Below are 21439 nucleotides of genomic sequence, written 5' to 3'. Positions count from 1 at the left end.
CGGGGTTTTCATTTGCGGTCAAGCCACACTGACCATTGCACTGAAATGACAATGCGTTAGAACTTGGGATCAGTCAGGAATACCTGAACCAAGGGGCTAAAACGTGTTGAAGACCAAAATCTTTTCGTGCGGCCTTGCCGCGATTACGCTCAGCTTTGCGCTTGCCGCGGCTGCACCCGCACAGCAGGCCAAGACTGACTTGGTGGTGACCGGGATCAAGGGCCGCGTCCCGACCGAAGTGTTCGGCAAACGCCCGTTCATGCGCAGTCCGCAGATCTCGCCCGATGGCACCAAGATCGCCGTGATGATGAGCCGCAACGGCGTCGACAACCTGGGGATCATCGACCTGACCAAGCCGGGTTCGCCGCCCAAGTTCTTCGTCCGCGCCGAAGAATTCCGTGAGGCAGGCGATCGCACCGTTGGCTCGTGGAATTGGGTTGGCAACCGTACGGTTATCTTCACGCTGGCATCGCGCGAACATATCTTCGGTCAGCTCCGCGACTTGCGCCGGCTGGTCGCCTATGACCTCGAAAGCGGCAAGCTGACCCCGCTGGCCTGGGAAGATGCCTCGACCGACGCCGGCGATGTGATCCACCGGGACCACAAGAAGGAAACGATCCTCCTCCAGCGCCGCTCGCTGCGCAACAAGCAGATGGAATTCGATCCCGAGGTCGTCTCGGTCGATGTGCGCACCGGCAAGTTCACCACCGTGGTCCGGCCGAATGTGTTGGTCGATGACTGGATTCCGGACGGCAACGGGGTGATCCGGGTCGGCCTGGGCAGCAGTGAGGATGGGAAGCAGCGCCTGATGTATCGTTCGAATGAGAACGAGCAGTTCAAGACCATCTCGAATGAGAAGGACACAACCTATACCGGTGCCCAGATTGTCCCGGAGATCTTCACCAAGGAACCCGACATTGTCTATGCGACCAGCAACCGCGACAATTATCGCCGGGTTTACCGCTTCAATATCAAGACGATGGAAGTGGTTGGCAATCCGGTCTTCCAGGTCCCCGGTTATGACGTGGGCGATCTGGTGGCCAGCAAGGATGGCAGCCGCCTGATCGGCGTGCGTTACACCTCGAACAAGGAACGCACTAAATGGTTCGATCCGCGCCTGGCTGAAATCCAGAAGTTCTTCGATGAAGACTTCGGCGTCGGCGATGCGCAGATTCTCTCGACCAGCGAGGATGAAACCAAGCTGACCCTGCATGTCGGCAAGACGTCCGATCCGGGCGCCTACTATCTATTCGACACGGTAAGCGGCAAGCTGACCGTGCTGGGGTATTACCACCCCGAGCTCAAGGACGCACAGATGAACCCGACCGAGACGGTCCGGTACAAGGCATCGGACGGGCTTGAGATCGAAGCGATCATCACTTACCCGCGCCACCGTCCGCACCGCAAGAATCTGCCGGTGATCGTCATGCCGCATGGCGGTCCATTCGGGGTGCGTGATCAGGAAGAGTTCGGGTTCTTCCCCTGGCACCAGTCCATGGCCGAACTGGGCTATGTCGTGATCCAGCCGAACTATCGCGGTTCGGGCGGATATGGCCGTGATTTCGTCAAGGAAGGCCGCAAGTCGAATGGCTATGGCCTGCGGATGCAGGACGACCTCAACGATGCGCTGACCTGGTTCGGGCAGAAGGGCCTGATCGATCCCAGCCGCGCCTGCATCATGGGCTGGTCTTACGGCGGCTATGCCACGGCCCGCGGTGCGCAGCGCGATCCCAAGCTGTGGAAGTGCGCGATCGCCGGCGCCGGGGTCTATGACTTCCCGATGATGAAGGCCTACGATACCGATCAGTTCGGCAGCTTCGGAGCCAGCTATCAGGCAACTTCGGACAACCTGGTGGCGATCTCGTCGGCCCGCAACACCGATGGCCCCTGGTCGCCGATCCTGATCCTGGCGGCCGAACGCGATGCCCGCATCCCGATGAGCCAGTCGAAAACGCTGGTCTCGCGCCTCAAGGGTTCGGGCAAGGTCGAAGGCAAGGACTTCCGCTATGTCGTCCAGCCCAAGGGCACGCACAACCTGCCCTACGAGGACGTCCATATCGAATGGCTGGTCGAAGCCGAAAAATGGTCGGACCGGTTCAACCCGGCCTATATCCCCTCGGATGTGGACTATGCCACCAAACCGGCGATCGACCCGCGGTTCCAGAGCGGCGCCAGCGCAGCGAAGCGCTGATACCGCGCGTTAGCCATTCCTTGGCTTTTCGCGGCTAGAGCTTTCACCCGGCGGCCAGGTGCCGCCGGGTTCGAAAGGTTCAGCTTTGGCCAGCAAGGCACTGCCCGGGAACAGCGCAGCGCGGCATTCCGCCGCGCCTGTTGCCGTGCCCGCCGCGCGGATCCAGGCGGTTTCCTGGCAGGCCTTTGAAGCGCCCGAGAGCCGACTGGCCTGGGATGCGCTGGCGCAATGTGCGGCCGAGCCCAACCCGTTCCACGAAAGCTGGTACCTGCTGCCCGCGCTGCGCGCGCTCGATCCGGCGGGTGAAGTCAGGGTACTGCGCTTCGAAGCAGGCGGCGAACTGGCCGGACTGCTGCCGGTGCGGCATGAGAAGCGCTATTACCGCTGGCCAATCCGGCAGCTGTGCACCTGGATCCACGGCAACTGCTTCCTGGGAGCGCCGCTGGTCGCCCGCGGGCTGGAGCGCGAGTTCTGGCGCGCAATGCTCGACTGGGCCGATCGCAATGCCGGCGGCGGGCTGTTCCTACACCTGGCCCAGGTTCCACTCGAAGGGCCGCTCCATGCCGCACTCCAGGCAGTGCTGGCCGAACAGGGCCGCCTGGCCGCGCTGGTTCACCGCGAGGAACGGGCCATGCTCGCCTCTGACCTTTCCGCCGAGGCCTATTTCGAAGCCAGCCTTTCGGGCAAGAAGCGCAAGGAACTGCGCCGCCAGTTCGCCCGGTTGTCCGAACAGGGCGAGCTGACGTTCGAACGCAGCACGGATGATGACCGGCTGGCCCGCTGGATCGAGGACTTCCTCGCGCTGGAACATTCCGGCTGGAAGGGCTCGCAGGGCTCGGCCCTCGCCTCGCACCAGGCCACCACCCGATTGTTCAAGGAAGCGCTGTTTGGCGCCGCTAGCCAGGGAAAACTTGAACGCCTGACGCTCAGCCTCGATGGTGAGCCGATCGCGATGCTCGCCAACTTCCTCACCCCGCCCGGCGCCTTTTCCTACAAGACCGCCTTTGACGAGCGCTTTGCCCGCTTTTCCCCCGGTGTGCTGGTCCAGCGCGAGAACCTCGCCCTGCTCGACCGAAGCGAGATCGCCTGGTGTGACAGCTGCGCCGCCGCCGACCATCCGATGATCGACCACATCTGGCGCGAGCGGCGCGCCGTGGGCCGCATCTCGGTCGCGATCGGAGGCAAGCTGCGCCGCGCGCTGTTCGCCCGGGTCGTTCGCGCCGAACTGGGCCGCAATCCCGCCGGGATCTAGCCACGGTTGACGCGTTCGCTTTTGCAACGCAAAGGCAGGCGCGATGGACAACCAACGCACCCCCGAACAGATGGTCGCCGGCCTGGTCAAGCTGCTGGAACCGACGCCCAATGGTGACGATCACTTCACCGGCCGCAAGAAGCGCGGCGGGGTGGGCCGCGTGTTCGGCGGGCAAGTGATCGCCCAGGGGCTGCTGGCGGCCGAATGCACTGTCGATCCCGATCGCCCCGCGCATTCGCTCCACGCCTACTTCCTGCGCGGCGGGAGCGAGGATTTCGAGATCGACTACCAGGTGATGCGCGACTTTGATGGTGGCTCGTTCTCCAACCGCCGGGTCGTGGCGAGCCAGCAGGATCGGCCGATCCTGAACCTTACCGCCAGTTTCCAGAAGCAGCAGCCGGGTCTGCATCACGTCGATGCCGAAATGCCCGATGTGCCCCCACCCGAAGAGCTTGAGCCCGAGGTCGAAGTGCGCCGCCGTTTTGCCGAACAGGCCCGGCCCGAAGCGCGCCACCATTTCCTGTCGGAACGCCCGGTGGAAATGCGCGCGGTCGAAGGACGGCACTGGATGAACCCCAAGCCGGCCCCGCCGCGCAGCCATTCGTGGTTCAAGACCGTGGCCCCCCTGCCCGACGATCCCCGCATCCACCGCGCCGTACTGGCCTTTACCAGCGACATGACACTGCTGGGCACCTGCGCCCTACCCCATGGCCTGTCGTGGGCGCGCGGCGAGGTGGTCAGCGCCAGCCTTGATCATGCGGTGTGGTTCCATGAAGAGTTCCGGGCCGACGAATGGCTGCTTTATGCCACCGACAGCCCGTGGAGCGGTGGCGGGCGCGGCTTCAATCGCGGCCGGATCTTCACCCGCGATGGCCGCCTGGTGGCCAGCGTCGCGCAGGAAGGCATGATCCGCAGGGTCGCCCCCAAGGTCTAGCACCACTCGACATCTTCGGTTCCGGGTGCTTCAATGCCCTCTTCAGGGAGGGACACAGGATGCGCAAACGGACCATTGCATTGGGCGCGGCGGCAGCACTGCTGGCGGCAGGTGGCGGCTGGTATGCCAGCCTCGACAAGGAAACGCGCGGGCTGCTGGCAGCGATGCCAACCGACCGCGACGTGCTGATGTGGAAACAGGACCAGCGCGACGCCGCCTTCCGGGCGATGGACCGGCTGCCGGTGCTGGCCGAAGCGCGGACCTTCCCGGCCGCCAAGACCCCGACCCCGCTGCCGGCTGGCAAGCCGCTTTCCATTCCCGGGTTCGACAAATACGCGAAGGACCAGCGGTTGGCCGGGATCGTGATCCTGCAGGACGGTAAGGTTCGCTTCGAACACTATGGCCTGGGTTTCGACGCCAAGGGCCGCTGGACCAGCTTCTCGGTCGCCAAGAGCTTTACCTCGACGCTGGTCGGAGCGGCGATCAAGGATGGCAAGATCAAGAGCCTAGAGGACAAGGTCAGCCAGTACGTGCCGGGCCTGCGCGGTTCGGCCTATGATTATGTAACCGTCCAGCAGCTGTTGATGATGAGTTCCGGCGTCAAGTGGAATGAAGACTACGAAGACCCGCAGGCCGACGTTGCCAAGTTCAACAATGCCAAGCCCGAAGCCGGGATGGACGCGACGGTCAGCTACCTGCGCCACCTGCCGCGCGCGCATCCGCCGGGTGAAGTCTGGCACTACAACACCGGCGAAACCAACCTGATCGGGGTGCTGGTTTCCTCCGCCGTCGGGCGTCCCTTGTCAGACTACATGGCCGAAAAGATCTGGGCGCCGGCCGGGATGGAGCAGCAAGGCACCTGGCTGCTGGGCCAGACCGGGCACGAAATCGCCGGCTGCTGCATCCAGGCCGCGACCCGCGACTTTGCCCGCTTCGGCCTGTTCGTGCTGAACGGTGCCAAGGGCCCGGACGGGGTCAGCATTGTCCCTGATGGCTGGTTCGGCCAGGCCACGGTCAAGCAGAAGTACTATGGCGAACCCGGGCGCGGCTATGGCTTCCAGTGGTGGACCTATGACGACGGCAGCTTCGCCGCACAGGGCATCTTCGGCCAGGGCATCTTCATCGATCCCAAACGCAAGCTGGTAATCGCCAGCAATGCCGACTGGACCCGCGCGACCGAGGGCCCCGAAGGCGAATGGCGCGAGGCGTTCTACAAGCAGGTGCAGGGGCTGATCGACGCGGGTGGGTGAACGGGTGACATCGATCAAGCTGTTGTGCGTTTGCGGAGCAATTGCAATTCAGGCCGAGCGCAAGCCCGACTACATCTTCGAGTGTAATTGCTCACTGTGCAGCAAGACAGGCGCTCGTTGGGGTTACTACCGGCCCGACGAGGTCGACGTCACTGGCGAGACAAGGACATTCACGCGTCCAGATAAGGTCGATCCCGCAACCGCAGTTCATTTTTGCCCCGATTGCGGCTGCACGACGCATTTCACCCTTACTCCGTCGGCGGCAGCACGACATGGCAATACCTTGCTCGGGATCAACATGTGGCTGGCGGAGCCGAGCGATCTGGCAGGATTGGAAGTCCAATTTCCCGATGGCCGTGCCTGGTCGGGAGATGGACCCTTCGGCTTTGTTCGGGAACCGGTAATTCTGGGCTAGGAATACTCAGGCGATCTTACCCACCCGGATGGTAGAAATCATAAACCGCCTGCGCCACCGCGGCTGACACGCCTGGAGCGCGCTGCAAATCCTCCAGCGCGGCCGCCCTCACCTTGCTGGCGGTGCCGAAATGCAGCAGCAGCGCGCGTTTCCGCGCCGGCCCGATCCCGGGGATTTCGTCCAGCGGACTGGCCGAGATCGCGCGGCTGCGCTTTTCGCGGTGGGCTCCGATCGCGAAGCGGTGGACTTCGTCGCGCAGGCGCTGAAGGTGGAAGAGCAGCGGGGAATTGATCGGCAGCATCCGCTCGCGCCCATCAGGGAAATGAAACACCTCGCGTCCATCACGCCCGTGGTGTGGGCCCTTGGCGATGGCGATCAGGGGAACGTGCTCGATCCCCATTTCCTCCAGCGTATCGCGCGCCGCGCTCATCTGGCCCTTGCCGCCGTCGATCAGCACCAGATCGGGCCACATCCCGCCGTCACGATCGGGGTCTTCTTCAGCCGCGCGGGCGAAGCGGCGGGTGAAGACTTCGCGCATCATACCAAAATCGTCGTTGCTCTGGGCCTGCTTGATGTTCCACTTGCGGTATTGGCCCTTGATGAAGCCTTCGGGCCCGGCCACCACCATTGCGCCCAGGGCATGTGCGCCCTGGACGTGGCTGTTGTCATAGACCTCGACCCGCTGCGGCTCTTCACCCAGTTCGAAGAATTCGGTCATCTCACGCCAGATCCGCGCCTTGGCGCCGCTTTCGGCCTGGCGGCGTTCGAGCGCTTCGATCGCGTTGCGGCTAGCCTGCTCCATCAGCCGTCGCCGGTCGCCGCGCTGCGGCACCGAAATCTCGACCTTGCCGCCCGCCGGCCCGGCCAGCGCTTCGGCCAAAAGGTCGCCTTCGGGCAGTGCGCGATCGACCAGCACCAGCCGGGGCGGCGGCACCTCCTCATAGAACTGGGCAAGGAAAGCGGTGAGTACTTCGGCTTCGTCCAACCCGTCGGTATGACTGGGGAAGAAGGCGCGGTGCCCCCAGTTCTGCCCGCCGCGAATAAAGAAGGCCTGCACCCCGAACTGCCCATTGCGGCTGGCAATCGCGAAGACATCGGCATTGCCTACCCCTTCGGCGTTCACTGCCTGGCTGCCCTGGATGAAAGTTGCGGCGCGGAGGCGGTCACGCAGCATCGCGGCGCGTTCGAAATCGAGTGCCTCGGCGGCCTCGGCCATCTGCGCCTCGATCTTCTTCTGGACCGCGCTGGAGCGTCCGCCAAGGAAGTCCTTGGCCTCGCCCACCAGTTCGGCATAGCCGGGTTCGTCGATCCTGCCCACGCAGGGCGCCGAACAGCGCTTGATCTGATAGAGCAGACAGGGCCGGTCGCGTCGGCTGAAAAAGCTGTCTGTGCAGCTTCTTAGCAGGAACAGTTTCTGCAGCGCGTTAATCGTGGTGTTGACCGATCCGGCACTGGCGAAGGGGCCATAGTAATAGCCCTTGGCCTTGCGCGCGCCGCGATGCTTGGTGATCCGGGGATAGGCATGATCGGCGCGCAGCAGGATGAAGGGAAAGCTCTTGTCATCGCGCAGCAGCACGTTGAAGGCCGGGCGGAACCGCTTGATCAGCTGCGCTTCCAGCAGCAGCGCCTCAGCCTCGCTGTTGGTGGTGACGATCACCATCGACCGGGTCTGCGCCACCATCCGCTTGAGCCGCAGCGGCAGCCGCTCGACCTGGGTGTAATTGGCCACCCGGTTGCGGAGCACCCGCGCCTTGCCGACATAGAGCACGTCGCCGCGCGCATCGAGCATCCGGTACACGCCCGGCTTGGGCTTGAGCGTCGCCAGCACCTCGCGGATCGCGGCCACCCCGGCTCCCAGATCGGGCTGCCCGGCCTTGACCGCATAGGTCGCCCGCTCCTCGTTGAAGCGTTCGGCGGCATTGGGCTGGTCGGGGCGGCCACTCTTGGACATCACCTGCCCGAATACAGACCGTCCCGCATGTGCGAAAGGTGCTTGTTGACGCCCATCCCCACTGTGTTACGCTGCACCGCACAAGACCCGTAACAGCGGGCGGCAGGAGGGGAGAGAGATCGCTTGCGCCAGCTGCAGGGAATGGATGCATCGTTCGTTGCGTTGGAAACACGCACTTCGCCGATGCACATCGGCTCGATCCTGATCTATAACCCCGCAACCGCGCCAGGCGGCTTTGTCCGCTACAAGGATATCCTGCGCTTTTTCGAAAGCCGGATGCAGCTTTCCAAGACCATGCGGCAGAAGCTGGTGCGGGTGCCGTTTGACCTCGACTATCCCTATTGGGTCGAGGACAAGGATTTCGACCTCGAATACCATGTCCGTCACGTTGCCCTGCCCAAGCCCGGGGACTGGCGGCAGCTGTGCATCCAGGCGGCGCGGATCTTTGCCCGCCCGCTCGACCTGTCGCGTCCGCCGTGGGAATTCACGATTGTCGAAGGGATCGACAATGTGCCTGGCGTGGCACCCGGCAGCTACGCCATGGTCACCAAGGTGCACCACGCCGCGATCGACGGGATGAGCGGGATCGACCTGATGGAGGCGCTCCACACGCTCGATCCCAATGCCCCGCCGCCGAACGAGCCCGATACCTGGAAGGGTGAAGAGGTTCCCAATTTCGCCGAGCTGCTGGCCAAGAGCTGGGTCAACAACGTCGCCAACCCGCTGCGCCAGCTTGACGTTGCCGCCAAGGCGATGCCCGGTGTGGCCAAGGCGATCAAGGGACTGGTCAGCAAGGACTTCAAGCTTCACGGCGAGATGCTGGCCCCGCGCACCCGGTTCAACGCGGTGATCTCTCCCAACCGGGTGGTTGAGGGACGCTCGATCCCGCTGGCCGATATCAAGGCGATCCGCGAGGCGGTGCCCGGCGCCAAGGTCAACGATGCCTTCCTCGCGATCATCGGCGGGGCACTGCGCAAGTACCTTGCGGCGCATGGCGACCTGCCCGACAAGACGCTGACCGCGATGGCGCCGATTTCGGTCCGCTCGTCGGGCGAAAAGGGCGACATGGGCAACCAGGTCGCCGCAATGATCGCGCCGCTGGGCACGCATATCGCCGACCCGCTGGAGCGGCTGGCCTATGTCCACGGCCAGACGGTCAATTCCAAGGCGATGACCGACGCGATCGGGGCGCGCAACATGACCGAGATCAGCAAGATTTCCCCTGCGCTGTTCATGGCGCTGGGTGCGCAGCTCTATACCCGGCTGGGGCTCGCCAACCGGGTCGGTCCGCCCTTCTCGACCGTGGTGACCAATGTCCCCGGTCCGCCGGTGCCGATCTATTCCAGCGGCGCGCGGCTGGAAAGCATGATGGGCCTGCTGTGCCTGACCGACGGGCTGGGCCTGGGCCACGTGGTGCAAAGCTATTGCAAGGAAGCCACGATCACCTTCACCGCCTGCCGCAACCTGATGCCCGATCCGGACTTCTACGCGCAGTGCATGGAAGACAGTTTCACCGAATTGCGCGATGCTGCCAAGGCGGCTCCCGCACCCAAGGCAGCCGAAGCTGCCGAAAAGCCATCCAAGAAAGCCGCCAGGAAGAGCGGCGCCAAAACCGGGAAGAGCAAGAAGAAATGACCGCAACCACCGCCGCGCGCGAAGCGCTGGAAATCGAAGCCCGCCCGCCGCACCCTCTGCTGGCGTTGACCGAGGGCCGCGCCGTGTTCGAACTGGCCGCCTTCTATGCCACCCGGCACCTGCTGGGCATGCTGCCCAAGGGCGATGGGCATCCGGTGCTGGTGCTACCCGGGTTCCTCGCCTCTGACAGTTCGACCAAGCCGATGCGCCGGCTGCTGAACCAGCTGGGCTATGACGCCTATGGCTGGAAGCTGGGTCGCAACGTCCGGGTCGATCTGGCCCGCGTGCATGAAATGGAGCGCCTGCTGCTAGACATTCATGCCAAGACCGGCCGCAAGGTCTCGATCGTCGGGTGGAGCCTGGGCGGGGTCTTTGCCCGCGAACTGGCCAAGCTGCATCCCGAAGCGGTGCGCCAGGTGATCTCGCTTGGCAGCCCGATCCATGACGATCGCCGTCACACCAATGCCAGCCGCCTGTTCGAAATGCTCAACGGCAAGGAACCCGAGCCGATCAAGCACGGCCGGTTCACCGGGCTCGACGAAGCACCGCCGGTGCCGACCACCTCGATCCTCACCCGCACCGACGGGATCGTCCACTGGCGTGGATCGGTCCAGCACCCGCAGGCCGGCAATCAGCAAACCGAGAATATCGAGGTTCATGCCAGCCACTGCGGGCTTGGCGTCAATCCCAGCGTGATGGTCGCGCTGGCCGATCGGCTGAAGCAGCCCGAAGGCGAATGGACCCCGTTCAAGCCCAGGCTGTCACAGCGCTGGATGTTCCCGCAGTCGCGGCTGCATTGACGGGCACGCCCTCCGCACTAGACAGGCTGCCATGTCCACCCGCCACCTGATCGCGCCCGATCTGCTGCCGCTGCTCGAAATGATGCCGGCGGCCACGTTCAATGCCGAAACCCTGCCGCTGATCCGGCAGATGTCGGAAGGCCGGTTCGACATTCTGGGCGAGCCGGCGATGCGGCCCGAGGTGAAGGTGATCGAAGGCCCGGCAGGCCCGCTTGAGGTGCTGTGGTACGATCCCGCGCCGGGCGGCAGGGATCGCCCTGCGCTGCTCCACATCCATGGTGGCGGGATGATCATCGGTTCGGCCAAGTCGATGCAGCATGGCCCGGCGGCGATGGCCAAGGCGCTGGGCCTGCCGATCGCCTCGGTCGAATATCGGCTGGCCCCGGAGCACCCCTTCCCCGCCCCGCAGGAAGATTGCCTGGCCGGGCTCAGCTGGCTTGCGGCCCATGCGGATGAACTGGGCGTCGATCCCCTGCGGATCGGGATCATCGGCGAGAGTGCTGGCGGCGGACTGGCAGCGGCGGTGGCGCTGATGGCGCGCGATCAGAGCGGGCCGCAACTGGCAGCCCAGTTCCTGGTCTTCCCGATGCTCGATCATCGCACCGGCGGGCCGCAGTGCCGTTACAACAATCCCTGCACGGGCGAGTTCGTCTGGACCAAGGACAGCAACCGGTTCGGCTGGGCCAGCCTGCAGGGCAGCTATGCGCCCGATGACCACCGCAAGGGCTGGTTCTCGCCGGCATTGGCCGAGAGTCTGGATGGTCTGCCCCCGACGTGGATCGGCACTGGCGCACTTGACCTGTTTGTCGATGAGAACCTCGACTACGCCCGGCGCCTGACTGCAGCCGGTGTGCCGGTTGAACTCCACGTCTATACAGGAGCGCCGCACGCGTTCCAGCTGGTGGCTGAATCGCGCGCGGCGCAAATGTTCTACCGCGACTTGTTCGGCGCAGTTTCAGCCTGGCTTGCTCAATAGGCCTTGCCGTCGACGCTCACGTCGCGAACCCGGCCTGAACCGTCAACCGCGCAGGCGAAGTCTCCGCCCTTGATGGTCTTGCCCTGCACCCGCCAGCCCTGGCCTTCACGATTGACCTGATCCACCGCTTCGACCCGAGCCGAACCGCGCGCGACTTCATCAATGCAGGCGTTGACCGCATCGTCGATGTTCACACCCGATGCCGAACCGGTGCCCGACCGCTCGCGCCATTCGGGGCGGTTGTCCTGGCCATAGTCGGCCGAGCGCTGACGCGGATATTCCTGATCGGGGTACCGGCGTTCCTCAACCCGGCGGCGATCGTTCTTGTTTGAATTGCTGGCCGCGCTGGCGATGGCTGCGATCCCGCCGATGATCAGGATCCCGGTCAGGATGTCGCCGGCGTCAACCCGGTCGCGATGACGATAATGATGGCCACCCCAGCCGCCACCCCAGCCCCAGCCCTGGGCCATGGCGGGCGTTGCTGCCATTGAAAATGCGGCGACTGAAGCCAGCGCCGCAGCGATGCGTGAACTCTTGCGGGTCATGTCCCATATCTCCAGCGGGCTAGCCCACCGGCCCGGTGCCGACGCATGCATTGCCCCATTGCACGACAGACTAGGCGGTCCAGGCTTGCTGGGGCCTGAACCGCCTGTCTTCATTGGATCTTTGGCTTAGAAGCCGCGGATCCCATCGATATCGACATCGACCACCCGGCCGCGTTCATACTTGCACTTGAACGAACCGCTGTCATAGCCGCGCATCGACTGGTTCCAGCCGCGGTAGTCACCGCCCCAGCCCTGGCCGTAGGCGTTGTCGCCACGGTTCCAGCCACGACCCCGGGTGTTGACCGCGATCCGGCCCTTCACTTCGAAGCCATAGCGGGTGTCCTTGACCTGCCGGATATCGACCACATCGGCCCGGCCATAGCTGTACTGGCTGCCGTACTGTTCAGCCGCACGAACGCACTGTTCCACAGCCTGACGGGGGTTGCCGCGCCAGCGGGCATCATTGTCGTAGCCGCGGTCATAGCCGTAGTCACCGGGGTAGCCGCGGTAATCGCGATAGTTGCGATCGTTCTTGCTTGCAGCCGAGGCAATCGCGGCGATCCCGCCGATCACCAAGGCGCCGGCAATGACGTCGCCCGCGCTGATCCCGTCGCGGTCACGATGACCGGCATAGGCAGGGGTCGCCGAAGAGATCGCCATCGCGCCAGCCGCGATGCTGGCAATAGTGCCCTTGGCCAGAGCTTTGGAGAGGGTCTTCATGACTTTCATCCTTCACAGTTCCGAACGGGGATGTCCGGGTATGAGGATGGTCTACCGATTCGCCCTTGGCCCAAGCCTGAACTGTGCAGACAGGAACTGTTCAGCTAACAGGCGCGTTTTCTGAACAGTCGCTCAGTCCCTATTTCACTGTCAGGCCGGTCCATTGTGCCAGGAAGCTGAGCACGTCAGCGCCTTCGGCCACCACCTTGTCGGTCGGCTTGCCCGATCCGTGCCCGGCCCGGGTTTCGATCCGGATCAGGTGCGGCTTGCTGCCGGTTGCGGCGGCCTGCAGCGCGGCGGTGTACTTGAAGCTGTGTCCAGGCACCACCCGGTCATCGGTATCAGCGGTCGTCACCAGCATCGCCGGATAGGCCACCCCGGTGCGGATGTTGTGATAGGGTGAATAGGCGCGCAGCACCTTCCAGTCGGCCTCCTTTGAGGGATAGCCATAGTCATCCACCCAATAGCGTCCGGCGGTGAAACGATCGAAGCGCAGCATGTCCATCACGCCCACGGCGGCGTTGCCGGCGGCAAACAGGTCTGGCCGCTGGTTGACTACTGCCCCAATTAGCAGTCCGCCATTGGACCCACCCTGGATCGCCAGACCATCCCTTGGCGTGATCCCCTGGGCGATCAGGTATTCCCCCGCCGCGATAAAATCGTCGAACACGTTCTGCTTGTTTTGCAGGCGTCCGGCGTCGTGCCAGGCCTTGCCGTATTCGCCCCCGCCGCGCAGGTTGGCCATGGCGAAGGCCCCGCCCGCTTCCAGCCAGGCCATCCGGGTGGCGGAGAAGCTGGGGGTCATCGCGACATCGAACCCGCCATAGCCATAGAGCAGCGTCGGCACGGCTGTTCCGGCTGCGGCGACGCTCTTCTTGCGAACCAGGAACATGGGCACCCGGGTGCCGTCTTTCGAGGTGTAGAAGCGCTGTTCGACCAGGTAGTCGTCGGGATTGAAAGTGAGCTTGGGTTTGGCAAACGGCGTGCTCTGGCCAGTCTCGCTGTCGAATCGATATATCGCCGCCGGCTGGTTGAAGCTGGTGAAGGCATAGAAGGTTTCCGGATCGCCCGGCTTGCCCGAAAAGCCTGCGGCCTTGCCGATCGCATTCAGTGTGATCTCACGTACCGGCTTGCCATCGAGCGACAGGACCTGCGCAGTCGAACTGGCGTCCTTGAGGTAGGACAAGATCAAACGGTTACCGACGATCTTGGCGCTTTCGAGGGTTTCGGCGCGCTCGGCGACGATCGTCTTTGAGATCGCGGGATAGATCAGGCAGGGTTGGCCTTGCTGATCGGTGCACGGGGTTGGCTCGTGCGCCTTGGGCGAAAGGTCAAACTTCACAACCTTCAGCTTGGGCGCATCCTTGTTGGTCATGAAGTAGAGTGTGTCACCCACGCCTTCGATCAGCCGCCAATCATTCTCCAACCCTGAAATCAACCGGTACGCTATCCAGTCGCGGGTGACCTTTCTGCGCTTTGGGGCATCGAATATCGGCAGGTTTGCAGGCGCCGCCAGATGCGGAGGTGGCACCTGGCCCACCAAAGGTATCAGATGCACTTCATATTTGCTGTCGGTCCCCTCGGCCGTGGTGATTACCATCCAGCGGCCATCGTGTGTCACTTCGGCGCTGTGGCCATAGTCCGGGCTTTGCGGTGTGGAGTAGACCAACTCATCGGCGCTCTGCGGTGTGCCGATGCGGTGGAAGCGTACTTCCTGGTTCTTGTTGAGCTGCTGGAATGCCTGCCCCTCCACCGGCGCGGGGAAGCGTGAATAGAGGAATCCCGTGTCGCCGATCCAGGCGATGTTGGTGAACTTGGCCCATTTGATCTCGTCCTTCAGGACCTTGCCGCTGGCTACATCGAGCACCTTTATCGTGCGCCAGTCGCTGCCACCATCCTGCACCGCATAGGCCAGCAGCTTGCCGCCCTTCGAAGGTTCCCACGCGTCGAGCGCAGTGGCGCCATCCTTGGCCCAGGTGTTGGGATCAATCAGCAGCCTGGCTGTGCCGTCGAGCCCCTTGCGCACGAACAGCTGCGACTGGTTCTGCAATCCCGAATTGCGGGTGTAGAAATAGAACTTGCCGGCCTTCTGCGGCAGACCAAAGCGTTCATAGTCCATCAGCGCCCGGATCCGCTGGGCAAACCAGCCGCGCTGCGGCAGCGTGGCGAAGTACCCTTGGGTCACGCGGTTCTGTTCCGCCACCCAGCCAGCGACGTCCTGATCGGTGCGTACGTCGTTTTCGAGCCAGCGATAAGGATCGGCGACCTTTTCGCCAAACTGCTCTTCAACCACATCGCCCTTGCGCGTGGCGGGGTAAGTCAGCTTCATATCTTCAGCCAGTACGGAAACGGCACACAGGCCAAGCAGGGCGCCAAGGGCGGCGCGGGCGCGACGGGTCACTTATGGTTCTCCCCCAAGAATGCAAAAGGCGGCGACAGGGTAGAGCCTGCCGCCGCCTTTGCAATTCGTCGTTCGACGAACGTCAGCGATTATTCGCCGTCGTCCTCCGAGAAGACCGGGCCCGAATCCTGACCCTTGGCCGACACATCGCGATCGACCAGTTCGATCACCGCCATCGGCGCAGCGTCCGAAGCGCGGATACCGGCCTTGATCACGCGGGTATAGCCACCGGCACGGTCAGCGTAACGCGCGGCCAGGACGTCGAACAGCTTCACCAGCTGGGCATCGTCGAGCAGGCGGGCATGCGCCAGACGGCGGTTCGACAGGCCGCCATGCTTGGCCAGCGTGATCAGCTTTTCGACATAGGGACGCAGTTCGCGCGCCTTGGGCAGCGTGGTGGTGATCTGTTCGTGCTTGATCAGCGCCGCGGCCATATTGCGGAACAGGGCCTTGCGGTGGCTGGAAGTGCGGTTGAGCTTACGCCCGCCAAGTTTGTGACGCATTTGTCTTTCCTTCGTTCGTTAAGGGCCCGTGTGAGGTAGCCCAGACCTGGCAACACTTGCGGTGGCCGCCGGTACCGTGGCGGGGCGCCCGAAGGCGCCCCGGATTGCTTAGCCCAGCAGCTCCTGTTCGAGCTTCTTGGCCATTTCCTCGATGTTTTCAGGCGGCCAGCCGGGGATGTCCATGCCCAGACGCAGGCCCATCGAGCTCAGGACTTCCTTGATCTCGTTGAGGCTCTTGCGGCCGAAGTTCGGGGTGCGGAGCATCTCGGCCTCGGTCTTCTGGACCAGGTCGCCGATGTAGATGATGTTGTCGTTCTTGAGGCAGTTGGCCGAACGCACCGACAGTTCCAGCTCGTCCACCTTCTTGAGCAGGTAGCGGTTGAGCTGGTTGGTGTCGCCTTCTTCGGCAGCCGGAGCGGCCATGCCGATCATCGGCGAGGAGCCCATCGGCACTGCATCTTCGAAGTGGACGAACAGCGAGAGCTGGTCCTGCAGGATCCGCGCGGCATAGGCCACGGCGTCTTCCGGCGTGACGGTGCCATCGGTTTCGACCGAGAGGCTGAGCTTGTCATAGTCAAGCTCCTGCCCGATGCGGGCGTTCTCGACCTTGTAGCTGACCTGGCGGACCGGCGAATAGAGCGAGTCGACCGGGATCAGCCCGATCGGCGCATCAATCGGACGGTTGCCGACGGCCGGGACATAGCCCTTGCCGGTGTCAGCGGTCAGTTCCATGTTCAGCGTCGCGCCTTCGTCGAGATGGCAGATCACCAGATCCTTGTTCATCACCTCGATGTCGCCCGAAACGGCGATGTCACCGGCGGTCACTTCGCCCGGACCGGTGGCCGAGAGCTGGAGCCGCTTGGGGCCTTCGCCCTGCATCTTGAGCGCGATCTGCTTCACGTTGAGCACGATGTCGGTCACGTCTTCGCGCACACCGGCCAGCGAGCTGAATTCGTGCAGCACGTTCTCGATCTTGATCGAGGTGATCGCGGCGCCCTGCAGCGACGAGAGCAGAACGCGGCGCAGCGCGTTACCCAGCGTCAGACCAAAACCACGCTCAAGCGGTTCGGCCACGAAGGTCGCGCGGCGCTTGGCGTCGCTGCCGCTCTTCACTTCGAGGCTGTTGGGCTTCTTCAGTTCCTGCCAGTTCTTGATATTGACGGACATATGGTTCCCCTTGGGGTTTTGTTCTGGCGGGAACGGCTGCTTTGCCTGCAGGCTGGGCAGCCGATCCGAAAGCGCGGGCGGGAAAGCCCCACCCGCGAACGGCAAATCAGACGCGGCGACGCTTTGAAGGACGGACCCCGTTGTGCGGGATCGGCGTCACGTCGCGGATCGAAGTGATGGTGAAGCCGACCGCCTGCAGCGCACGCAGTGCGCTTTCGCGGCCCGAGCCCGGGCCCTTCACTTCAACCTCAAGGGTGCGCACGCCGTGTTCGGCGGCCTTCTTGCCGGCGTCGTCCGCAGCCACCTGGGCGGCATAGGGGGTCGACTTGCGGCTGCCCTTGAAGCCCATCATGCCGGCGCTCGACCAGGAAATCGCATTGCCCTGGGCGTCGGTGATGGTGATCATGGTGTTGTTGAAGCTGGCATTCACATGCGCGATGCCGCTGGTGATGTTCTTACGCTCGCGGCGCTTGATGCGCTGGGGTTCGCGTGCCATTTTTCTCGTCCTACTCGAATTCGGGAAGGGAAAGCCTGAGGGGTTACCCCTGGCTTACTTCTTCTTGCCGGCGATCGGCTTGGCCTTGCCCTTGCGGGTGCGGGCGTTGGTGTGGGTGCGTTGACCGCGGACCGGCAGGCCCTTGCGGTGACGCAGCCCGCGATAGCAGGCCAGGTCCATCAGGCGCTTGATGTTCATCGCGGTTTCGCGGCGCAGGTCACCCTCAACGGTGTGATCGGCGTCGATCGCTTCGCGGATGTGCAGCACTTCCTGATCGCTCAGATCGGACACGCGGCGCGTGTGATCGATACCAAGCTTGTCAACGATCTGGCGGGCCTTGAACGAGCCAATGCCGTGAATGTAGGTGAGCGCGATGATCACGCGCTTGTTGGTGGGGATATTGACCCCGGCAATTCGAGCCACTTAATTCTCCATGCTCCACGGAAGGCAGCGGGTGCGAACCTTCCATCTCAACGCTTCAACCGGCAAAACGGCAAAAAGCCCGGCTGGCGAGTGCAATGACTTACGCCTTCCGGACGACCCCTTTGTTCGGTTGAGCGGCGCGCTTAGGGCGATTCGCCATACATGTCAACGGCCCGCACCAGATATGGGCGGGCACGGGCGCGGCCTAGGGGGCAATGCATATCGCGGCGCGGGTTCGTGGTCAAAGCGATTAGCGACAGCAGGAGTGGATTGGGCGGTCATCCGGGGCATTTTTGTTCATACTCAGGCCTGTGAAGCGCATGATCGGGGAAACGCCCTCTCTGAAAACAAACGACAATTCCGAGCTAGTTGATAAAACCCATGCGCGGAGCTTCCTTCAACCAGCATAAAGCGGCCAGGCTAGGGCGATTTCGGGCGAACAATCGACGATGTCAAAGAACGCGGTGGCTGTGAGGATGACAGGTCGTCGGCCTGTAGGAAAGGTCCCGGACAGGCCCGGGAGGCGCACTACCCCCCGGCCGCCTTCGCCAGCCCCGCCAGCTGCCCGCTCAACATGCCGTCAACCGCGGGCGCGATTTCCTCGCCCTTGAAGCGCATGTAGCCGCCGACCACGTATTCGAGCTCGATCCGGGTTCCGGTATCGGTCTTCTTGAGCGCGATCGTCAGCGTTCCGTTGAGCGCCTCGCCCTGCAGCGGGCCCAGCGCGCCGGACATGCGGAGCAGGCCGCGCTGGGGATCGGCGAAAATCACGTGCATGTGCTCGACGCTGCCCATGCGCTGGTCGGCTGGGGCATCGGCGGGCTTGGGCAGCTTTTCGCAGAAGCAGCCGGTGGCCTGGGCATCGATGTAGAGGTTGGCGGCGTCCTTCGACCAGGTGTGATCGCTTGACCACCACCTGGCCGGAGCGATCAGCACCTTCCAGACCGCCATCTGATCGGCCGGAACCTCGGCGCTGTGGCGAACGACAAATCCGGTATCGCCTTGCTGGACGACTTCGGCGCGGGCCGGTGGCGCCTGGACGATTGCCAGTGCGCAGGTCGCGGCGCCCACAATGGTTCGAAACATGGCTGCCTCCCCAATCGCCGCGCGATCGGTCGGCGGCGTGTCAGCCCTTGATAATGCGTTCGATCGCCGCTGTCACATGGTCGATTTCGGCCATGCCGTTAACCCGGGTCACAATCCCGCGCGCATCATAGATCGGCAGGATCGGCGCGGTCTTGGCGCGATATTCGGCCATGCGGGTGCGCACGGTATCCTCGTTATCGTCGGGCCGGCGCTTGAATTCATGGCTGCCGCACTTGTCGCAGACGCCCGGCTGGCGGGGCTGTTCGAACTTGTCGTGATAGCCCTTGCCGCAATTGGCGCAGGTGAAGCGACCGCAGATCCGTTCGACCAGTGCGTCTTCATCGACTTCAAGCTCGATCACGTGTTCAAGCTTGCGGCCACGCGCGGCCAGGATCGCATCAAGGCTTTCAGCCTGGGCGGCAGTACGCGGATAGCCATCGAAGATCGCGCCCTGCCCGGCGCCCATCGCGTCCAGCTCTTCACCGATCAGCGCGGAAACGATCTCGTCCGAAACCAGTTCGCCCCGGTCCATCACCGCCTTGGCTTGCAGACCCACCGCAGTCCCGGCCTTGACGGCCGCGCGCAGCATGTCTCCGGTCGAAAGCTGGCGCATGCCGTGCGCTTCGACCAGACGCTGGGCCTGGGTGCCCTTGCCCGCTCCGGGCGGTCCAAGCAGGATGATGTCCACGTTCAAACCCCCGTTCGCCGGTTAGCGCAAGCGCCCCTTCAGCTTCGCCTTCTTGATCAGGTCACCATACTGGTGGGCCAGCAGGTGCGACTGTATCTGCGTGATTGTATCGACCGTGACGTTGACCACGATCAACAGGCTGGTGCCGCCCAGGAACAGCGATCCGATCCCGGTCTGGGCGATGACATATTCCGGCAGCACGCAGACGATGGTGATGTAGATCGCGCCAATCACGGTGATCCGGGTCAGCACGTAATCAAGGTAGGTCGCGGTGTTCTTGCCGGGACGGATGCCCGGAATGAACCCACCGTTGCGCTTGAGGTTGTCCGCCGTCTCTTCCGGATTGAACACCACAGCGGTGTAGAAGAAGCAGAAGAAGATGATCCCCAGCGCATAGAGCAGCATGTAGAGCGGCTTGCCGTGGCCCAGGTACTGGTTGATCGACACCAGCACGTTGCCCATCGTCGAATCCGGCGAAACCGAATTGCCGGCAAACTGGCTGATCGTCAGCGGCAGCAGCAACAGCGAGCTGGCGAAGATCGGGGGGATCACGCCGGCAGTGTTGATCTTCAGCGGCAGGTGGCTGCGATCGGCCTGCATCATGCCGTTCTGGCTGGCCCGCTTGGGATACTGGATCAGCAGGCGGCGGGTGGCGCGTTCCATGAAGCAGATCATCAGCACCAGGCCGACGATCATCCCGATCAGCGCGGCGATGGTGAAACCGCTGATTGCCCCGGTGCCGTACTGGGTGAACATGTTGGAGAAGAAGGTCGGCATGCCGGCCACGATCCCCGCCATGATGATCAGCGAGGTGCCGTTACCGATCCCACGGCTGGTGATCTGTTCGCCCAGCCACAGCAGGAACATGGTGCCGCCGACCAGCGAGATCAGCCCGGCCGCATAGAACAGCGGGCCGGGATCGATCGCGAAGCCCTGGATATCGGCGTTGCGCAGCGCGGCGTAGCCCTGCAGCACGCTGAGGAAGACCGCGCCATAGCGGCTGTACTGGTTGAGCTTGCGCCGCCCGCTTTCGCCTTCCTTTTTGAGGCTGGCGAGCGATGGATGCAGCGAAGCGGCCAGCTGGACCACGATCGAGGCGGTGATGTAGGGCATCACGCCAAGCGAGATCAGGCTGTAGTTGGCCAGCGCGCCGCCCGAGAACATGTTGAAGAAATCGAGGATCCCGCCCGAGCTGCGTTCCATGAACGCCTTCAGCGCCAGCGGGTCGATCCCGGGCAGCGGCACGAAGCTGAGGAAGCGGAACACGATCAGTGCACCGATTGTGAACCAGATGCGCTTCTTGAGCTCGGTCGCCTTCGAGAAGTTGGCGAGGCTCAGGTTGCTCGCGAGATTGTCGGCGCGTGATGCCATGCTCTGAAAATGCCTATGCTGGGCGTCCGGAGCGATCCGGACTGCCGCGTCCCCTGTAAATCAGACGTCCATATAGGGTTCGGGCGGAGATTGGTAACCCCCGCCCGAACATGACTGTCGATTTATTCGCTGGCAGCGGCCTTTTCGGCAGGCACTTCGACCGAACCGCCGGCCTTTTCGACCGCGGCCTTGGCCCCGGCTGAAACCCCGGCAACCACGAACTTGGCCTTGGCCTTCAGTTCGCCCTTGCCGAGCAGGCGGACGCCGTCCTTGCCGCCACGGGCCAGGCCAGCGGCCTTCAGCGCGGCGTGATCGATGTCCTTCTTGGCATCAAGCTTGCCGGCGTCGATCGCCTTCTGGACCATGCCCAGGTTCACTTCGGCATAGTCTTTGGCGAAGATGTTGTTGAAGCCGCGCTTCGGGATCCGCATGTGCAGCGGCATCTGGCCGCCTTCAAAGCCGTTGATGCTGACGCCCGAACGTGCCTTGGCACCCTTCTGGCCGCGGCCGGCAGTCTTGCCCTTGCCCGAACCGATGCCGCGTCCGACGCGCATGCGGGACTTGCGGGCACCCTGATTGTCACGGATATCGTTCAGTTTCATGATTTGCACTCGCTTTCGCTTTTAGTCGCGCTG

At 63.6% G+C, this 21439-nt stretch carries 20 protein-coding genes; 8 read left to right on the top strand and 12 right to left on the bottom strand.

Annotated features, from left to right (window positions below):
* The first annotated feature begins 103 nt into the window (after positions 1 to 103).
* From IT549_RS09245 to IT549_RS09225, 5 genes are all read left to right on the top strand, one after another.
* Entirely contained in the window at positions 104 to 2191 is a 2088-nt protein-coding gene (locus tag IT549_RS09245) for a prolyl oligopeptidase family serine peptidase (RefSeq protein ID WP_292972331.1), read from the top strand.
* Positions 2192 to 2276: 85 nt separating this feature from the next.
* Positions 2277 to 3443 carry a GNAT family N-acetyltransferase gene (locus tag IT549_RS09240; RefSeq protein WP_365776649.1) on the top strand — a complete coding sequence of 389 codons (1167 nt, stop codon included), beginning with the start codon at positions 2277 to 2279 and terminating at the stop codon, positions 3441 to 3443.
* 43 nt (positions 3444 to 3486) lie between these two features.
* A complete protein-coding gene (locus tag IT549_RS09235; RefSeq protein ID WP_292972328.1) occupies positions 3487 to 4377 on the top strand; it encodes an acyl-CoA thioesterase domain-containing protein in 891 nt (296 codons plus the stop codon).
* A 59-nt stretch (positions 4378 to 4436) separates the two neighbouring features.
* Positions 4437 to 5627: a serine hydrolase gene (locus tag IT549_RS09230; RefSeq protein ID WP_292972325.1), complete on the top strand. Its 1191-nt coding sequence runs from the start codon at positions 4437 to 4439 to the stop codon at positions 5625 to 5627.
* Positions 5628 to 5631: 4 nt separating this feature from the next.
* Positions 5632 to 6042, top strand: coding sequence for an aldehyde-activating protein (locus tag IT549_RS09225; RefSeq protein ID WP_292972323.1), 411 nt, complete (start codon positions 5632 to 5634; stop codon positions 6040 to 6042).
* 16 nt (positions 6043 to 6058) lie between these two features.
* Here the strand turns inward: IT549_RS09225 and uvrC are convergent, their stop codons facing one another.
* Complete coding sequence (gene uvrC, locus IT549_RS09220; protein WP_292972321.1) at positions 6059 to 7993, bottom strand: excinuclease ABC subunit UvrC; 1935 nt, start codon at positions 7991 to 7993, stop codon at positions 6059 to 6061.
* A gap of 141 nt (positions 7994 to 8134) precedes the next feature.
* Between uvrC and IT549_RS09215 the strand changes: the two genes are divergently transcribed.
* The 3 genes from IT549_RS09215 to IT549_RS09205 are packed head-to-tail and all read left to right on the top strand — an operon-like array spanning position 8135 to position 11404.
* Positions 8135 to 9628 carry a wax ester/triacylglycerol synthase family O-acyltransferase gene (locus IT549_RS09215; RefSeq protein WP_292972319.1) on the top strand — a complete coding sequence of 498 codons (1494 nt, stop codon included), beginning with the start codon at positions 8135 to 8137 and terminating at the stop codon, positions 9626 to 9628.
* Positions 9625 to 10428 carry an alpha/beta fold hydrolase gene (locus tag IT549_RS09210; RefSeq protein WP_292972317.1) on the top strand — a complete coding sequence of 268 codons (804 nt, stop codon included), beginning with the start codon at positions 9625 to 9627 and terminating at the stop codon, positions 10426 to 10428. Before IT549_RS09215 ends, IT549_RS09210 begins: the two co-directional genes overlap by 4 nt.
* 31 nt (positions 10429 to 10459) lie before the next feature.
* Entirely contained in the window at positions 10460 to 11404 is a 945-nt protein-coding gene (locus IT549_RS09205) for an alpha/beta hydrolase (protein ID WP_292972315.1), read from the top strand.
* Here IT549_RS09205 and IT549_RS09200 read toward each other — a convergent pair.
* The 11 genes from IT549_RS09200 to rplO form a co-directional block, all read right to left on the bottom strand.
* Entirely contained in the window at positions 11398 to 11949 is a 552-nt protein-coding gene (locus IT549_RS09200; RefSeq protein WP_292972313.1) for a hypothetical protein, read from the bottom strand. The genes IT549_RS09205 and IT549_RS09200 overlap by 7 nt on opposite strands.
* Before the next feature lie 126 nt (positions 11950 to 12075).
* On the bottom strand, positions 12076 to 12669 hold the full coding sequence (locus IT549_RS09195; RefSeq protein ID WP_292972311.1) for a hypothetical protein: 594 nt from the start codon (positions 12667 to 12669) through the stop codon (positions 12076 to 12078).
* A 139-nt stretch (positions 12670 to 12808) separates the two neighbouring features.
* On the bottom strand, positions 12809 to 14998 hold the full coding sequence (locus IT549_RS09190; protein ID WP_292972309.1) for a prolyl oligopeptidase family serine peptidase: 2190 nt from the start codon (positions 14996 to 14998) through the stop codon (positions 12809 to 12811).
* A 161-nt stretch (positions 14999 to 15159) separates the two neighbouring features.
* On the bottom strand, positions 15160 to 15573 hold the full coding sequence (gene rplQ / locus IT549_RS09185) for a 50S ribosomal protein L17 (RefSeq protein WP_292972306.1): 414 nt from the start codon (positions 15571 to 15573) through the stop codon (positions 15160 to 15162).
* A 108-nt stretch (positions 15574 to 15681) separates the two neighbouring features.
* A complete protein-coding gene (locus tag IT549_RS09180) occupies positions 15682 to 16740 on the bottom strand; it encodes a DNA-directed RNA polymerase subunit alpha (protein WP_292972304.1) in 1059 nt (352 codons plus the stop codon).
* 106 nt (positions 16741 to 16846) lie between these two features.
* Positions 16847 to 17236, bottom strand: a complete 390-nt coding sequence (rpsK, locus tag IT549_RS09175; RefSeq protein ID WP_088307824.1) for a 30S ribosomal protein S11 — start codon at positions 17234 to 17236, stop codon at positions 16847 to 16849.
* Between the two features lie 54 nt (positions 17237 to 17290).
* Positions 17291 to 17659 carry a 30S ribosomal protein S13 gene (rpsM, locus tag IT549_RS09170; RefSeq protein ID WP_292972301.1) on the bottom strand — a complete coding sequence of 123 codons (369 nt, stop codon included), beginning with the start codon at positions 17657 to 17659 and terminating at the stop codon, positions 17291 to 17293.
* Between the two features lie 528 nt (positions 17660 to 18187).
* Positions 18188 to 18745: a hypothetical protein gene (locus IT549_RS09165; RefSeq protein ID WP_292972298.1), complete on the bottom strand. Its 558-nt coding sequence runs from the start codon at positions 18743 to 18745 to the stop codon at positions 18188 to 18190.
* A 40-nt stretch (positions 18746 to 18785) separates the two neighbouring features.
* On the bottom strand, positions 18786 to 19433 hold the full coding sequence (locus tag IT549_RS09160) for an adenylate kinase (RefSeq protein ID WP_292972295.1): 648 nt from the start codon (positions 19431 to 19433) through the stop codon (positions 18786 to 18788).
* 21 nt (positions 19434 to 19454) lie between these two features.
* The gene (gene secY, locus IT549_RS09155) at positions 19455 to 20804 is read right to left on the bottom strand and encodes a preprotein translocase subunit SecY (RefSeq protein ID WP_292972292.1); all 1350 of its coding nucleotides are present in this window, start codon (positions 20802 to 20804) and stop codon (positions 19455 to 19457) included.
* A gap of 122 nt (positions 20805 to 20926) precedes the next feature.
* Positions 20927 to 21406, bottom strand: a complete 480-nt coding sequence (gene rplO, locus IT549_RS09150) for a 50S ribosomal protein L15 (protein WP_292972289.1) — start codon at positions 21404 to 21406, stop codon at positions 20927 to 20929.
* Between the last annotated feature and the right edge of the window lie 33 nt (positions 21407 to 21439).

The sequence above is a fragment of the Novosphingobium sp. genome, assembly GCF_020852455.1.
GTDB lineage: Bacteria > Pseudomonadota > Alphaproteobacteria > Sphingomonadales > Sphingomonadaceae > Novosphingobium.
Note: the sequence above shows the minus strand (reverse complement) of the source record. Positions and strands in the feature narration are given on the sequence as shown.

Bases quoted from the DNA above. Each gene is read 5' to 3' on its own strand.
- IT549_RS09210 (WP_292972317.1), top strand. From the start codon at position 9,625: ATGACCGCAACCACCGCCGCGCGCGAAGCGCTGGAAATCGAAGCCCGC.
- uvrC (WP_292972321.1), bottom strand. From the start codon at position 7,993: ATGTCCAAGAGTGGCCGCCCCGACCAGCCCAATGCCGCCGAACGCTTC.
- IT549_RS09180 (WP_292972304.1), bottom strand. From the start codon at position 16,740: ATGTCCGTCAATATCAAGAACTGGCAGGAACTGAAGAAGCCCAACAGC.
- IT549_RS09230 (WP_292972325.1), top strand. From the start codon at position 4,437: ATGCGCAAACGGACCATTGCATTGGGCGCGGCGGCAGCACTGCTGGCG.
- IT549_RS09165 (WP_292972298.1), bottom strand. From the start codon at position 18,745: ATGTTTCGAACCATTGTGGGCGCCGCGACCTGCGCACTGGCAATCGTC.
- IT549_RS09195 (WP_292972311.1), bottom strand. From the start codon at position 12,669: ATGAAGACCCTCTCCAAAGCTCTGGCCAAGGGCACTATTGCCAGCATC.
- IT549_RS09215 (WP_292972319.1), top strand. From the start codon at position 8,135: ATGGATGCATCGTTCGTTGCGTTGGAAACACGCACTTCGCCGATGCAC.
- IT549_RS09200 (WP_292972313.1), bottom strand. From the start codon at position 11,949: ATGACCCGCAAGAGTTCACGCATCGCTGCGGCGCTGGCTTCAGTCGCC.
- IT549_RS09190 (WP_292972309.1), bottom strand. From the start codon at position 14,998: ATGAAGCTGACTTACCCCGCCACGCGCAAGGGCGATGTGGTTGAAGAG.
- rpsK (WP_088307824.1), bottom strand. From the start codon at position 17,236: ATGGCACGCGAACCCCAGCGCATCAAGCGCCGCGAGCGTAAGAACATC.
- IT549_RS09205 (WP_292972315.1), top strand. From the start codon at position 10,460: ATGTCCACCCGCCACCTGATCGCGCCCGATCTGCTGCCGCTGCTCGAA.
- rplQ (WP_292972306.1), bottom strand. From the start codon at position 15,573: ATGCGTCACAAACTTGGCGGGCGTAAGCTCAACCGCACTTCCAGCCAC.
- rplO (WP_292972289.1), bottom strand. From the start codon at position 21,406: ATGAAACTGAACGATATCCGTGACAATCAGGGTGCCCGCAAGTCCCGC.
- IT549_RS09235 (WP_292972328.1), top strand. From the start codon at position 3,487: ATGGACAACCAACGCACCCCCGAACAGATGGTCGCCGGCCTGGTCAAG.
- secY (WP_292972292.1), bottom strand. From the start codon at position 20,804: ATGGCATCACGCGCCGACAATCTCGCGAGCAACCTGAGCCTCGCCAAC.